The 14,039-nt window shown below is 68.8% G+C and carries 13 protein-coding genes; 12 read left to right on the top strand and 1 reads right to left on the bottom strand.

Features of this window, described 5'->3' with window-relative positions; translation table 11 throughout:
* Positions 1-108 precede the first annotated feature (108 nt).
* Positions 109-1,527, bottom strand: a complete 1,419-nt coding sequence (locus ACFVMC_RS20110; protein WP_379212242.1) for an MFS transporter — start codon at positions 1,525-1,527, stop codon at positions 109-111.
* A gap of 91 nt (positions 1,528-1,618) precedes the next feature.
* On the opposite strand from ACFVMC_RS20110, the gene ACFVMC_RS20105 reads away from it, so the two are divergent.
* The 12 genes from ACFVMC_RS20105 (at position 1,619) to ACFVMC_RS20050 (ending at position 14,022) form a co-directional block, all read left to right on the top strand.
* Positions 1,619-2,191: a TetR/AcrR family transcriptional regulator gene (locus tag ACFVMC_RS20105; protein WP_379212240.1), complete on the top strand. Its 573-nt coding sequence runs from the start codon at positions 1,619-1,621 to the stop codon at positions 2,189-2,191.
* Between the two features lie 125 nt (positions 2,192-2,316).
* Positions 2,317-3,381 carry a phenylalanine--tRNA ligase subunit alpha gene (pheS, locus tag ACFVMC_RS20100; RefSeq protein ID WP_379212446.1) on the top strand — a complete coding sequence of 355 codons (1,065 nt, stop codon included), beginning with the start codon at positions 2,317-2,319 and terminating at the stop codon, positions 3,379-3,381.
* Between the two features lie 30 nt (positions 3,382-3,411).
* On the top strand, positions 3,412-5,919 hold the full coding sequence (gene pheT / locus ACFVMC_RS20095; RefSeq protein WP_379212238.1) for a phenylalanine--tRNA ligase subunit beta: 2,508 nt from the start codon (positions 3,412-3,414) through the stop codon (positions 5,917-5,919).
* 169 nt (positions 5,920-6,088) lie between these two features.
* On the top strand, positions 6,089-6,790 hold the full coding sequence (locus ACFVMC_RS20090) for a cutinase family protein (RefSeq protein ID WP_379212236.1): 702 nt from the start codon (positions 6,089-6,091) through the stop codon (positions 6,788-6,790).
* A 196-nt stretch (positions 6,791-6,986) separates the two neighbouring features.
* Positions 6,987-7,760: an alpha/beta hydrolase gene (locus ACFVMC_RS20085; RefSeq protein ID WP_379212235.1), complete on the top strand. Its 774-nt coding sequence runs from the start codon at positions 6,987-6,989 to the stop codon at positions 7,758-7,760.
* A gap of 9 nt (positions 7,761-7,769) precedes the next feature.
* On the top strand, positions 7,770-8,255 hold the full coding sequence (locus ACFVMC_RS20080) for a hypothetical protein (RefSeq protein WP_379212233.1): 486 nt from the start codon (positions 7,770-7,772) through the stop codon (positions 8,253-8,255).
* Between the two features lie 33 nt (positions 8,256-8,288).
* Entirely contained in the window at positions 8,289-9,314 is a 1,026-nt protein-coding gene (locus ACFVMC_RS20075; RefSeq protein WP_379212232.1) for a hypothetical protein, read from the top strand.
* Positions 9,315-9,587: 273 nt separating this feature from the next.
* Entirely contained in the window at positions 9,588-12,104 is a 2,517-nt protein-coding gene (locus tag ACFVMC_RS20070; RefSeq protein WP_379212230.1) for a nitrate- and nitrite sensing domain-containing protein, read from the top strand.
* Positions 12,101-12,532 (top strand): roadblock/LC7 domain-containing protein, encoded by a 432-nt coding sequence (locus ACFVMC_RS20065; RefSeq protein ID WP_379212228.1) that lies wholly within the window; start codon positions 12,101-12,103, stop codon positions 12,530-12,532. Before ACFVMC_RS20070 ends, ACFVMC_RS20065 begins: the two co-directional genes overlap by 4 nt.
* Before the next feature lie 88 nt (positions 12,533-12,620).
* A complete protein-coding gene (locus tag ACFVMC_RS20060; protein ID WP_379212226.1) occupies positions 12,621-12,860 on the top strand; it encodes a DUF742 domain-containing protein in 240 nt (79 codons plus the stop codon).
* Positions 12,841-13,455: an ATP/GTP-binding protein gene (locus ACFVMC_RS20055; protein ID WP_379212444.1), complete on the top strand. Its 615-nt coding sequence runs from the start codon at positions 12,841-12,843 to the stop codon at positions 13,453-13,455. The genes ACFVMC_RS20060 and ACFVMC_RS20055 overlap by 20 nt, the downstream gene beginning before the upstream one ends.
* Before the next feature lie 9 nt (positions 13,456-13,464).
* On the top strand, positions 13,465-14,022 hold the full coding sequence (locus ACFVMC_RS20050) for a sugar O-acetyltransferase (RefSeq protein ID WP_379212224.1): 558 nt from the start codon (positions 13,465-13,467) through the stop codon (positions 14,020-14,022).
* Positions 14,023-14,039: the final 17 nt, after the last annotated feature.

The raw sequence follows: 14,039 nt of genomic DNA, 5'->3' as shown, positions 1-14,039 counted from the left end.
GCCCGAGTCGGTCTCGACGGTAGAGCCGCCGCCGCTGGGCGGCAGCGCAGACGACAAGGCCGGCCCGAATTACCCGGGCCGGGCCTGCCGTGGATTCCCGCTACCGGGTCATCGCCCGGGGGTGATCACCCGGGGGACGAACAGGGAGACCGTCGCGCCGATCAGGACGATGGTCGCGCCGACCCATACGGCCGGGACCAGGCCGTCGACGAAGGATTGCGGGTCGAAATAAGAACCGTGTGAGGCGAAGACCGAGGCCAGGATGGCGACGCCCATGGCGACGCCGACCTCGCGCACGGTGCTGTTGGTGCCCGAGGCCATGGCCTGCTCGTCGGGCTCGGCGCTGCCCATGACCACGGTGGCGCTGGGTGCGAAGGTCAGGCCCATGCCGATGCCGCCGAGCAGGAACGGGCCGACGAACGAGGAGTAGGCGACATCGACGGTGATGATCGCCGCCATCCAGGCCAGGGCGCCGACCAGCAGGAACTGGCCGAGCGCGAGCAGGTTCCGGGCTCCGACCCGGTCTACGACGAGTCCGGCGATCGGCGCGACCAGCATCGGGGCCATGGTCCAGGGCATCGTGCGAATCCCCGACTCGAGCGGCGAATAGCCCTGTACCACCTGGAAATACTGGGACAGCAGGAAGATCGTGCCGAAGACACCGACCGAGAAGGTGAAGCCGGTGGTGTTGGAGAGGGTGAACGCGCGGGAGCGGAACAGCCGCAGCGGCAGCATGGGGTCCGGCGTCTTCAGTTCCCACGCGATCATGGCCGCCAGCAGGACACCGCCGGTGATCAGCGCACCGAGCACCGTGCCGGAGGTCCAGCCGTCGTCGGCGCCGTGCACCACGCCCCAGACCACGGCGAGCACGCCACCGGCGGCCAGCGCCAGCCCGAGCGGGTCGAGTTTGCGTGTGCCGCCGAAGGATTCGGGCAGGGTGCGGGCCACGAATGGGATCGCGAGAATGCCGATAGGCACGTTCAGCCAGAAGATCCACTGCCAGTTCAGCCCTTCGACGACCGCGCCGCCGACCAGCGGCCCGACCGCGACACCGAGGCCGGTGATGCCACCCCAGACGCCGATCGCCGCGCTGCGCATCCGTTCCGGCACCGCCACCGACAGCAGGGTCAGTGACAGCGGCAGCACTCCGGCCGCGCCGATGCCCTGGATCGCCCGGGCCAGGATCAGCATCCAGGGTTCGGTGGCCAGCGCGCAGGCGGCGGACGCCGCGGTGAACAGGGCGATGCCGCCGAGGAACACGCGGCGGCGGCCGAGCCGGTCGCCGATGGCGGCGGCGGTGAGCAGCAGCGAGGCGAAGGCGAGGGTGTAGGCGTTGACGATCCATTGCAGGTCGGTGAGCGAGGCGCCGAGTTCGGTACGGATCACCGGCAGCGCGTTGGTCACCACGAGGTTGTCGAGGACCACCATGAACATGGGGATGCCGACGGCGGCGAGTACCGCGGCGATCGGGCGGGGGCGGGGCGGCGCGTCCGTCGGTGCGGAGGCGTGCGCGAGGGTCTCGGTCATGTCCAGCCTTATTTGTAATTGACTGATAACTAATGCGCTCGAAGCGTATGCATCGGCTGATAACATGTCAATGCCCCGCGAAAGGAGCCCTGTGAGGACCCGCAAGACCGCGACCGATCGGCGCGCCGAAGTGCTGGCCGCGGCCGTCTCCGCCTTCGCGGAAAACGGTTATGCCGCAACGAAAACCGACGAGATCGCGCGCCGTGCCGGAGTGTCCCAGCCGTATGTGATCCGGCTCTTCGGCACCAAGCAGCAGCTGTTCATCGCGGTGATCGGCCAGGTCTGCGGGCGGATCGAGGAGATCTTCCGCGAGGCCGTCGCCGACCTCGAACCCGGCACCGAGCCGGCCGAAGCCCTGCGTGCGCTCGGCAAGGCCTACGACACCTTCCTCGACGAACGCGAACCGCCACTGGGCATGCTGCACGGTTTCACCGCCAGCGGCGACCCGATGATCGGCGACGCCGTGCGCGCCGGTTTCGGCCGGATCTACACCGTGGTCCGGGAACTCACCGGAGCGTCGGTCACCGACGCCCGCCGCTTCGTGGCCACCGGCATGCTGCTCACCATCATGAGCGCCATGCGCGTCGTCGGCCACGACGCCATCCCGGCCCCCTGGGCAGCCGAGATCTGGAGCGACATCCGGGATTCCCCGGACCCCTGCTGATCAGGCCGATAGGAAAAGCGCTCGACCCATCGAATACGATTGCGACCAGCAGCAATGTGGCTCGGCGATCAGCCGGGGCGATTGCTGTCCCATACGCAAGCCGATCCCCAGGGGAGAGTCGAACCATCGTGGCCGACAACGACGCAGTCGAGCAGACCGGCATCGCGCTGTCCGAGGAGGTCCTCGCGGCCGCCGCGGCCGAGGCCGAGAAGGCGTTCGCGGCCGCCGCCGATCTGGATGCGCTCGCGGTCGCCAAGACCGAGTTCATGGGTGGCAAGTCGCCGATCGCGCTGGCGCAGCGGTCCCTGGGCACCCTGCCCAAGGAAGAGAAGGCCGACGCGGGCAAGCGCGTGAACGTGGCGCGGCAGCGGGTCTCGCAGGCATTCGAGACCCGCCAGCAGGAACTGCAGGCCGAACGCGACGCCGCCGTGCTGGTAGCCGAGGCGCTCGACGTCACCCTGCCCGCGACCCGCACCGCGGCCGGCGCGCGTCATCCGATCACCGTCATCTCCGAGCAGATCGCCGACGTGTTCGTGGCCATGGGCTGGGAGATCGCCGAGGGGCCCGAGGTCGAGACCGAGCACTTCAACTTCGACGCGCTGAACTTCCCGCCGGATCATCCGGCGCGCGCCATGCAGGACACCTTCTATATCGCGCCCGAGTCGTCGCGGCAGGTGCTGCGCACCCACACCTCGCCGGTGCAGGTGCGTTCCATGCTGACCCGCGAGCTGCCGATCTACGTCGCCTGTCCCGGCCGCACCTTCCGCACCGACGAACTCGACGCCACCCACTCGCCGGTGTTCTCGCAGATCGAGGGCCTCGCGGTGGACAAGGGCCTGACCATGGCCCACCTCAAGGGCACCCTGGATCTGCTGGCCCGCGCGCTGTTCGGCCCCGAGTCGACCACCCGCATGCGGCCCAGCTTCTTCCCGTTCACCGAACCCTCGGCCGAGGTCGACGTGTGGTTCCCGGACAAGAAGGGCGGCGCGGGCTGGGTCGAGTGGGGCGGCTGCGGCATGGTGAACCCGAAGGTGCTCGTCGCCAGCGGCATCGACCCCGAGGTGTACAGCGGGTTCGCCTTCGGCATGGGCATGGAACGCACCCTGCAGTTCAAGAACGGCCTGCCCGATATGCGCGACATCATCGAGGGTGACGTGCGATTCACCCTGCCGTTCGGCATCCAGTCCTGACCATCATCGATCGAGGAAGCGAATCAACCCGTGCGAGTAGCGCAGTCCTGGCTCACCGAAATCCTGCGGCGCACCACCCCGGACTGGGCGGTGACGCCGGAGGAGCTCGACGCCGCGTTCGTGCGGGTCGGCCTGGAGGTCGAGGAGGTCGACACGCTGGAACCGATCACCGGTTCCGGAGCGGGGCCGTTCCTGGTGGTCGGCCGGGTCGCCGAGATCACCGAGCTGACCGAGTTCAAGAAGCCGATCCGGTTCTGCCGGGTCGACATCGGGATCCCCGACCATGCGCAGGAGATCGTCTGCGGCGCGACGAACTTCGCGGTCGGCGACCTGGTGGTCGTGGTGCTGCCCGGTGGCGTGCTGCCCGGCGGTTTCGAGATCTCCTCGCGCAAGACCTACGGCCACGTCTCCAACGGCATGATCTGCTCGCTGGCCGAACTCGGCATCGGTAAGGAGAGCAACGGCATCCTGGTGCTGCGCCCCGGCACCGCCGAACCCGGCGCGGACGCCAACGAGCTGCTCGGCCTGGGCGATTCGGTGATCGAGCTGGCGATCACGCCGGACCGCGGGTACGCGTTCTCGGTGCGCGGTCTGGCGCGCGAGGTGGCGTGCGGCTACGACCTGGAATACGCGGACCCCGCGGTGCGAACCCTGCCCGACGCCCCGGAGGAGACCTGGGCGGTGAAGCTGGAGCCCGAGTCGCTGTGCACCCGGTTCGCGCTGCGCCGGGTGACCGGTATCGATCCGGCCGCCATCAGCCCGTGGTGGTTGCAGCGGCGGCTGCTGCTGGCCGGTGTGCGGCCGATCTCCCCGGCGGTCGATGTCACCAACTACGTGATGCTGGAACTCGGTCAGCCGCTGCATGCTTTCGACGCGTCGAAGGTCAACGGCGCGTTGGTGGTTCGCCGGGCCAACCGAGGCGAGACACTGCGCACTCTCGACGATGCCGAACGCGTGCTGGACGCCGAGGACGTGGTGATCGCCGACGACTCGGGCGTCATCTCGCTGGCAGGCACCATGGGTGGCGCCAGCACCGAGGTGACCGCGTCCTCCACCGATATCCTGCTCGAGGCCGCGACCTGGAACCCGGTCGCGATCGCGCGCACGGTCCGCCGGCACAAGCTGCCCTCCGAGGCGGCCAAGCGGTTCGAGCGGGTGGTCGACCCCGAGGTGAACCTGGCCGCACTGGACCGCGCCGCCGCCCTGCTGGTCGAAATCGCCGGTGGCACGGTGGAATCCGTGGTGACCGACGTGCGTATTCCGGTGCCCTCCGCCGCGCCGATCCGCATGAACATCGATCTGCCCGATCGCACCGCGGGCATCACGTATCCGACCGGCACCGCGGCGCGCCGCCTCGCGCAGGTCGGCTGCCAGGTCGAGGTGGGGGTCAGCGATGCCGGGCACGGACAGCTGATCGTCACCCCGCCGAGCTGGCGGCCCGACCTGACCCAGCCCGCCGACCTGGTCGAGGAGGTGCTGCGGTTGGAGGGTCTGGACCAGATCCCGTCCGTGCTGCCCACGGCCCCGGCCGGGCGTGGGCTCACCGCGGCTCAGCGGCGGCGGCGTGCGGTCAGCCGGGCGCTGGCCTTCGCGGGCGCCGTCGAGGTGCCTTCGCCGGTGTTCCTCGCGGGTGGCGTCTTCGACGTGTGGGGTCTGGCCGCCGACGATCCGCGCCGCCACACCATGAAGGTGCTCAACCCGCTGGACGTGGAGCGCGCCGACCTGCCGACCACGCTGCTGCCGGGTCTGCTGGAGGTCGCGGGTCGCAATATCTCCCGTGGCGCACGAGATCTCGCCGTCTATGCGATGGCGCAGGTCGTGCGGCCGGGGGATCGGACCCGGGCGATCGACGCGCTGCCGGTGGATCGCCGCCCGACCGATGAGCAGGTCGCGGAGTTGAACGAGTCGCTGCCGTCGCAGCCGGTGCATGTCGCCGCGGTGCTGACCGGGCGCCGGGAGCCGCGCGGACCGTGGGGGCAGGGTCGTCCGGCCGAGGCGGCGGACGCGTTCGCGCTGGCCGATGCCGTGGCCGCCGCTGCCGGCGTGGTGCTCGAGCGCCGTGCGGCGGCCTACCTGCCGTGGCATCCGGGCCGCTGTGCCGAGCTGCTGGTCGACGGTGTCGTGGTCGGTCATGCCGGTGAACTGCATCCGGCGGTGCTCGAGCGTTCCGGTCTGCCCAAGCGCACCTGCGCCGTGGAACTGGATCTCGACGCGCTGCCGCTGCGCGAAAACCGTCCGGTGCCGGCGGTTTCCGCGTTCCCGGCGGTCCTGCAGGACGTGTCGGTGAGCGTGGAACGCACCGTCCCCGCCGCGGCGGTGCAGGAGGCTTTGCGTGCCGGTGGCGGCGACCTGCTCGAGGACATCGCACTGTTCGATGTCTACGAGGGCGCCCAAGCCGGTGCGGGCCGCAAGTCACTGACCTACGCCCTCCGTTTCCGTGCCCCCGACCGCACCCTCACCGAGGACGAAGCCTCGGCCGCCCGCGACGCCGCCGTCGCCGCGGCGGCCTCGTCGGTGGGCGCGGTTCTGCGCGGCTAGTCCTTCGAGATTCCGAGACCCCTGTGCCACCACAGGGGTCTCGGTCGTATCAGGGATCGGGCTGACGTGGCAATCCGACCCAGCGGAATGCTCGATGGTTGATCAGGCACATCCACCGGCGAGGCTTCTGAGGGAGCAGATTTGCCGCCGGGGGCAATACAGTGGGTTGATGCGTAGACGATCTCTGTTGCTTCGTGTGGTGCTGGTCGCGGTGGTGCTGGGGCTGCCGGTTGCGCCGGCGGCGGCTGATCCGGTCGAGGCGGGTGGGTGTGCGGACGTACGGGTTGTCACCGTGCGGGGGACGTTGGAACCGCAGGTCGGGAGTTTGCTGTTGACGCCGCTGGGCAGGCGGATCGCCGCGGAGGCGGGGCGGCGGATGAGTGTGGCCGAGCTCGAGTATCCCGCCTCGACGGCGCCCGACAGCGCGGGCCGTGGTGTCGAATCGCTGACGGCCCTGCTGAATTCGGCTGCCGCCGACTGCCCCGACCAGCGCTTGGTCCTGCTCGGCTACTCGCAGGGCGCACGCGTCATCGGTAACACTCTCAGCGCGCGGACCGGCCTGTCGGCGGACGTGGCCGCACGGATCACCGCCATCGCTCTCTTCGGCAGCCCCCTGTTCAACGGCGTCGAACCCTACAATCGCGGCACCTTCGATCCCGCTCTGTCCGGCACCGGCGCTCTCCCCACCGGCGCGCTCGCCCAGTTCGCCGATCGCCTGCGCGACTACTGCAACGCGGGCGACCGCGTCTGCCAGGGCGGCAACCCGGCGGTCGGATTCGCGAACGCCATGACCTACGCCCACATCGCCTATTTCGCCAATGGCACCCGTGATCAGGCAGCCGAGTTCATTCGCGAGCAACTGAACAACTGACGGTTACGAAGTCACCACTGTTGCGCGGACTCAGGCCCCGGAGGTCATTCGCCTGCGCACTCTGCTGCTCCGCGTCATCGCCGGTGTCGGCGCCAGTTGTTCGACGCCCCGGCAGAATTCGAACATCATGCGCCAGGAGTGAGCCTGGCCGACCGGTGGGTTTCGGTCTGCGTGATACAGCGGGTATGAACTAGGGATGCGACATCCGGCGGCTCCGATTCTGAATGCGCTGACCTATATGCGGGACCGGCGGATCGCGCAGACTCCGGCGGTGCTCGGCCTGGAGTACGAGGAGCTGTTCCTGCCGACCGACGACGGCGAGCAGGTGCATGCCTGGTGGCTGCCGGCGCGACAGTCGATCGGCCACATTCTGTTCGCGCACGGGAATGCGGGCAATATCGGGGATCGGGTGCCGATCTACGCGTTGCTCACCGAGGCCGGATTCGATGTGCTGGCCTTCGACTATCGCGGATACGGGCGCAGTACCGGGCGGCCGAGTGAGCGCGGTACCTATCGGGACGCCCGGGCCGCGCGGCGTGCGCTGCTGGATCGGCCCGGCGTCGATCCGAATCATGTGGTGTACCTGGGGAAGTCGCTCGGTGGCGGTGTCATGCTGGAATTGGCGACGGCGCATCCGCCGCGCGGCCTGATCCTCATGTCGACCTTCACCGGCATTCGTGACGCGGCCCGCTCGGTGTATCCGCTGTTGCCCGCCGCGTTCGTGCCGAACGCCTATCCGAGCCTGCGGCGTATCCGGTCGCTACGGGTGCCGGTACTGATCATGCACGGTGACCAGGACGAACTGCTCCCGTTGCGGCACGCGCGGCGTCTGTTCGAGGCCGCGCCGGAGCCGAAGCAACTGGAGATCTTCCCCGGTGCGGGCCACAACGACCTGATCTTCGGTGCGGCCGCGCACTGGATCGATCTGATCCGGACCTGGTCGAAAGGCGTTTTCGACCAGGATGCGTAGCCTGGATTCATGACTGAGAACAGCGAGATCTCGGCTCGGCTGGCGGTGCTGTCGGACGCGGACCTGGTCCGCGTGCTGCGCGCGGCCACCGCGGATCGCCCCGCGTTCTGGGCGGTGCGTACGGCACTGGACGAAATGGCGGGCGTGGGCGATAGCCCGTCCGGGACAGATGTGAGTCCCGCCACCGATCCGCTCGGCGCGCATGGCCCGGGCGATGTAACGGGCCAGGTCGGAGCGGCCACAGCGGTACCGGCGGTACCGGTTCATCCGGTGGGATCCGAGGTGGGCGGATATTCCCGCGGCGGAGTCCCTACTTTCGAGTCAGTTCGCGATAAGGTCGAGCAGCGTTTCGGTACCGCGCAGGGGATGAACGAACTCGACCGGCAGACCCCCGCGGGCCGCAGCGCCGACGAACAGTGGGAGGCGCGCGAGAAGGCCGCGCGCGAGCGGCTGGATCGGATACGGAAATCGGTGCACGGCAACGACACTCCGTGATTCCGGTCCGGGCGCACCGGACGAAGGAAGCATATGAGCGAGCCGCGCGAGATCGCCGACCGACTACTCGACGCCCAGGTGGAGTTCCTGCTCGGCGAGGTCACCGGTGACCGATTCGCGGAGGTCGTCGCCCGCGACACCGCCGCCGTCCTCGAGGTCGCCGATACGCTGGTCTTCCGGGACATCGTGCCGATCGCCGACGCCAAGGAAACCGTCCGGATCATCGTCGACCTGATCGGCGGCAGCCCCGTGCTGGCCGATATGGCCGGTGTCTTCGCCGACGAGATCTACGAGACCATCGCCGAGAATCACGACTACACCCTCGGCCAGGTGGTCGACCGCGAACCCGTGGAAGCGTTGCTGGAGAAGATCTTCGGCATGCACCAGGCGCAGGAGCGCATCCTGGACCGGCTCACCGAGAGCCCGCTGGTCGCCACCGTCGCCGCCAAGTTCGTCGACAAGCTGATCAACGACTTCATGGCCGCGAATCGGGAACGCGCGGAAAAGATTCCGGGTGTCTCCTCGCTCATGTCGCTGGGGCAGTCCGCGGCCAATCGCGCCAAGAAGGTCGCCGACAACACCTTCGTCGGTGATCTGGCGGGCAAGGGCGCCATGTTCGCCCTCAAGCGCACGAACAATGCCATCCGGGAAATGCTGCGTGATGCCCCCGTACATTCCGCGGCGATGGAATTCTGGGATCTGCACGCCGACGAACCGGTCAGCGGGCTGCGCGATTACCTGACCCAGAAAGACCTCAACGAGCTCGTCCTGATCTGCTACGAAATCGCGATCACTACCCGCGAGAAGGAATTCTTCGGCGAACTCCTCGATGAATGTGTCGAGGTGTTCTTCACCAAATACGGTGATTACACCCTCGCGGCCATGCTCCCCGAACTCGGACTTACCGGCGACGATATCGCCCAGGAAATCCTGCGCTACGGGCCCGCCGTGATCGAGGGCGCGAAGCGAAACGGCGTGCTGGCCGGGCTGATTCGCGAACGCCTGGAGCCCTTCTACACCTCGGATCTGGTCCTGGGCATCCTGGGCGGCACCGAGTAACTGCGGCGCGGGCGCACCCGGGATGCCGGGCGGTTGCGGAGGTCCGCCGCGCGCTCCTGTGCGCAGGTCCCGGTCACAGTCACGGGCACCCGGGTGTGAGCGGATTGAAACTGCGAAAATTATTGATTACCAGCGTGTATCCACCGCAGGTCAGTGGGCGGGGTGCCGGTTTCTCGCGTTGACACCCGATAGCGCCTGTGGAAATTTGCTCCCTGACTTTTCCGTGCGCTCGGTGTGGAGCTGCCACGGTCTTCGCGTGGAGGAGCTGGGTTGGTGCGTATTCGTTCGGGGCCGGGATTCGGGCGCGTGGACGGTGTCGCGCCCGGGCTGGTTCGACCACGCACCATTCGCGGGCAATTGGCGCGAATTCTGCTGGTCTCGCTGACGCTGGTGTTCGCGCTGCTCGGCATCGCCATCGCGGGCGAGGTCCAATCCTATTGGCGCAGTGGGGATACGGTCGCCGAGGTGGGGCTGGCGCTCGCGGTGCAGGATGTTCTGCACGAGGCGCAGCGGGAGCGAGGGCTCAGCAACGGGTTGTTCGGGGGTGGAGCGCTGGAATCAGCGGTCGCCGAGCAGCGCGGTAACACTGATCGGGCGGTACGCGCGCTGGACGCGGCGCTGACCGGGCACGCGCCGGGAATCGCGGCGGTGCGGCGGGCGGTGGCGCCGCTGTCGGGGTTGGGCGAGATACGCGCCGGTATCGATACGCGGCGGATCGCCCGCGCGGCGGCATTCCAGTTCTACACCGACGCGATCGATGCGCTGAACCGGCTCGAACTGGGGCTCGACCAAGCCGACGACGCCGAGATCCGACACGGTCTGCAAGCGCTCTACGCGCTGGCCGAGGCCAAGGAGCAGACCGCCCGCGAACGCGGGTTCCTCAACGGCGTGTTCGCCGCCGAGGCGTTCGGGCCGGGTGAATACGTGCGGTTCCTGGAGATCCGGGCCGCGAAGCTGGCCGGTCTGGCCGCGTTCGCCCGCGACGCCACCGCTGCCCAGCGCGAACTACTGGACGCGGCACTGCGCGGTGAGAACGCGGTCAGGTCGGCCGAATCCGAGAACCTGGCGATCGGCTCTGGCGGGGGTCCACTGGCGCGGCCGGTGGATTCGAACGCCTGGTGGGCGCAGATGACCGCGGTGATCGACGCGCAGGGCGAGGTGCAGCAGGCGGTCGGTGCCGCAGTGCGGGATCGCGCCGCGGACCTGCGTACCCGTGCCGCCGTCACACTCGCCGGGTTCGTCCTGCTCGCCGTGGCCGCCCTGGCGGCGGAGATCGCGCTGGTGATCGCCAGCCTGCGAGCCATCGTGCGGCCGCTGGCGACGCTCGCCGACGAGGCGGACGAGGTGGCGAGCCGGCGCCTGCCCGAGGTGATCGCGGCCTGGCAGTCCGCCGACACCGAACCCGATCCGCCCGCCCCGGTCCGCACGCCGCCGGGCGCGAGCATCGAAATCGCCGATGTTGCCGACGCGTTGGACCGCGTGCAGCGCACCGCCTACGAATTGTCCTCACAGCAGGCGCTGTTGCGCCGCAACAATACCGAATCCATGGCCAACCTCGCGCGCCGCAACCAGAATCTGGTCCGCCGCCAGCTCGGGCTGATCAGCGAATTCGAGCGTGCCGAAATGGATCCCAAGGCGCTGGCCAATCTGTTCGAACTCGACCATCTCGCCACCCGCATGCGCCGCAATGCCGAAAGCCTGCTGGTGCTCGTCGGTGCGACGGGACCGCGCCGGTGGGCGGCGCCGATCCCGCTCACCGATGTGATCCGCGCCGGGATCTCCGAGGTCGACGACTATCGCCGGGTCGCGTTGCGGCGCATCGAGGAGGTCACCGTCAGCGGCGCCGCGGGCAGCGAGCTGGCCCATATGCTCGCCGAGCTGATCGAGAATGGATTGGCCTTCTCCCCACCGGATCTGGAAGTCGAGATCTACGGCCGCGTCGTGCCCGACGGCTATGTCCTGGCGGTGGTCGATCACGGCGTCGGCATGCCCGCCGAGCAACTCGCCGAAGCGAATTCGCGCCTCCGGGGAGCCTCCGACTTCCTGCTCACCCCTACTCGCTACCTGGGGCACTACGTCGTCGGCCGACTGGCCCGCCGTCTGGGCATCGAGGTGGAGCTCACGGTCTCCCCGGTGAGCGGCGTGGTCGCGCGGCTGCTGCTGCCGGCCGAACTGCTCGGTGCTACGAAGTCGCCGCCGGTCGATACCGGTCTGCGCCCAGCAGTACTCGGCCGCGGTGTCTTCGCGGAGAGTGGCCGAAAAGACTCTGAACCAGGGACTTTCGGCCCTGTCGGGTCGGCTGCGCCGTCTGAACCCGAGCTGCCGGGCCTGGTGTCGCACACGAGCGGTCGTGTGATATCGCATGATCGTCCGGCGCGGCCGGTAAGCCGAAAAGCCGGGCAGACAACGGATTCTGTGCCGACGGCGCACGGAGGTCGAATCCTGGCCGATGCTGCCGCGACCATGGGCGTCGGCCCACATGCCTACGGCGCCGGTGTGCCAGAGACGCCCGCGGACTCGGGAAGAGTGCTCGGCGCACCGGGCACGGACGTCACCGACGAACCCCAGCGCACCCGGAACGGCTTGGTCAAGCGGGTCAAACGCGCTCGCCCGGTCGAGGCGGAGTCACCGCGCGGCCCCGCCCCGAGCGCAACCTCGGCGCAGCGTTCCCCCGAACAGGTCCGCGGCCTGCTGTCCGCGTTCCGTGCCGGGCATCAGCGCGGCGGTGAAACCCTCAGCAGCACATCCGATCCGGCAATCGCCATGAGTACCGTCAAGGGGAGACAGTGACCACACACGCATCGACCGCGGCCGATCCGCACACCTTCAACTGGCTGCTGGCCAACTTCGTCCGGGAGACCGACGGCGTCCGCGACACCGTGGCTGTCTCCTCCGACGGGCTGCTCATCGCGATGTCCGACGGACTGGACCGGGCCGGAGCGGATCGACTCGCCGCCATGGTGTCGGGGATGGCGAGTCTGGCCCGAAGCGCTTCGCGCAGTTACTCGTTCGACGGCCTGAAGCTGATCATGATCGAGATGGGCCGCGGCTTCCTGCTGGTGTCGGCCCTCGGTGACGGCAGCTGCCTGGGCGTGATCGCCGAGGGCGGTTGCGATGTCGGGCTGGTCGGCTTCGAGATGGCGGTGCTGGCCGATCGCGCGGGCGCCCTGCTCGATCCCGAGCTGATCGCTCATCTGCGAGAATCGTTGCGCCGATGAGAGATCCGGACAGCGCCGAGGCATTCGTGCGTCCGTTCATCGTCACTGCCGGGCGCACCATTCCGCTGGTGGACGCCTGGAAACCCTCGTGCAAGCGCCACGCGCCGCGCTGGCCGCGCCGCTGCGGTTCGAGGAGCGGACCGTCGTGAACCTGTGCCAAGCCCCGCATTCGATTGCCGAAGTCGGTGCGGCCCTTCGGGTTCCGGTCGGTGTGGCGACCGTCATCGTCAGTGACCTGGCTGCCGCGGGCCACGTCACCGTGCGCGCCGCGCACGATCTGTCCACCGCGGCCATCGAGAGGATCCGGGATCTTGTCCGAGCGCTCTGATCGACCATCCGCCCCGGAGTCTCCGCTCGCTGCCTCGGTGAAGATCGTGGTCAGCGGCGGATTCGGGGTCGGCAAAACCACTTTCATCGGCGCTGTCTCCGAGATCGAGCCGCTGGTCACCGAGGCCGCCATGACCGAGTACGCGATCGGTGTCGACGATCCCGGCCAGCACGCCGGCAAGACCCAGACCACGGTGGCGCTGGATTTCGGCCGGATCACCCTGGACTCCTCGCTGATCCTCTACCTTTTCGGCACGCCCGGCCAGGATCGGTTCGTCTTCCTCTGGGACGATCTGGTGGACGGTGCGCTGGGTGCGGTGATCGTGGTCGACACCGGTCGGGTCGAGGACTGCTATCCGGTGCTGGACTACTTCGAGGAGCACAGGACGCCGTTCGTGGTCGTGGTCAACCGGTTCGAGCAGGGTCCGGTCTTCGACCTGGCCGAGGTGCGCGAGGCCCTCGGCCTCGAGGACTGGATCCCGCTGCTGGAATGCGATGCCCGCGAACGGGGTTCGGTGCGTGACGTGCTGGTCGCGCTGCTGGAACAGGTACTGGCCGAGCGGGCGCGGACGCCCGGGGTGCTGGCAGCGATGTAGCTTGGTCGGGTGGGTGAGCAGCGGGAGCGGATGCTCCGGGGTGAGTTGTACAAGGACAGCGATCCGGAGTTGGTGGCGCAGCGGCAACGGGCGCAACGGTTGTGCGACGAGTTCAATCGGACCGGGCCCGAGGAGACCGAGCGCCGGGAGACGGTGCTGCGCCGGCTGCTGGGCAAGCTGGGGGAGGGGTCGTGGATCATGCCGCGATTCCAATGCGATTACGGCTATCTGATCGAGATCGGCCCCAACAGCTTTCTCAACTATGACGCGATCCTGCTGGATTGCGCGCCGATCACCATCGGCGCCGACTGCTCGATCGGCCCCCGCTGCCAGCTGCTGACCGCCCTGCACCCGATGCAGGATCACGAAGCCCGCAGGCAGCGCTGGGAATCCGCCGCACCGATCACGATCGGCGACAACGTCTGGTTCGGCGGCGGCGTGATCGTCTGCCCCGGCGTCACGATCGGCGACGACACCGTAGTCGGCGCGGGCTCCGTAGTCACCCGGGACCTGCCGGCCCGCGTTTTCGCCGCCGGCAATCCCGCCCGGGTGATCCGTGAGCTGTAACCGTGGCCGCGGTGTCG

The organism is Nocardia sp. NPDC127579 (genome assembly GCF_042672005.1).
Classification (GTDB): Bacteria; Actinomycetota; Actinomycetes; order Mycobacteriales; family Mycobacteriaceae; genus Nocardia.
The sequence above is the reverse complement of the archived record's forward strand: the minus strand, read 5'-3'. Positions and strand labels throughout refer to the sequence as shown.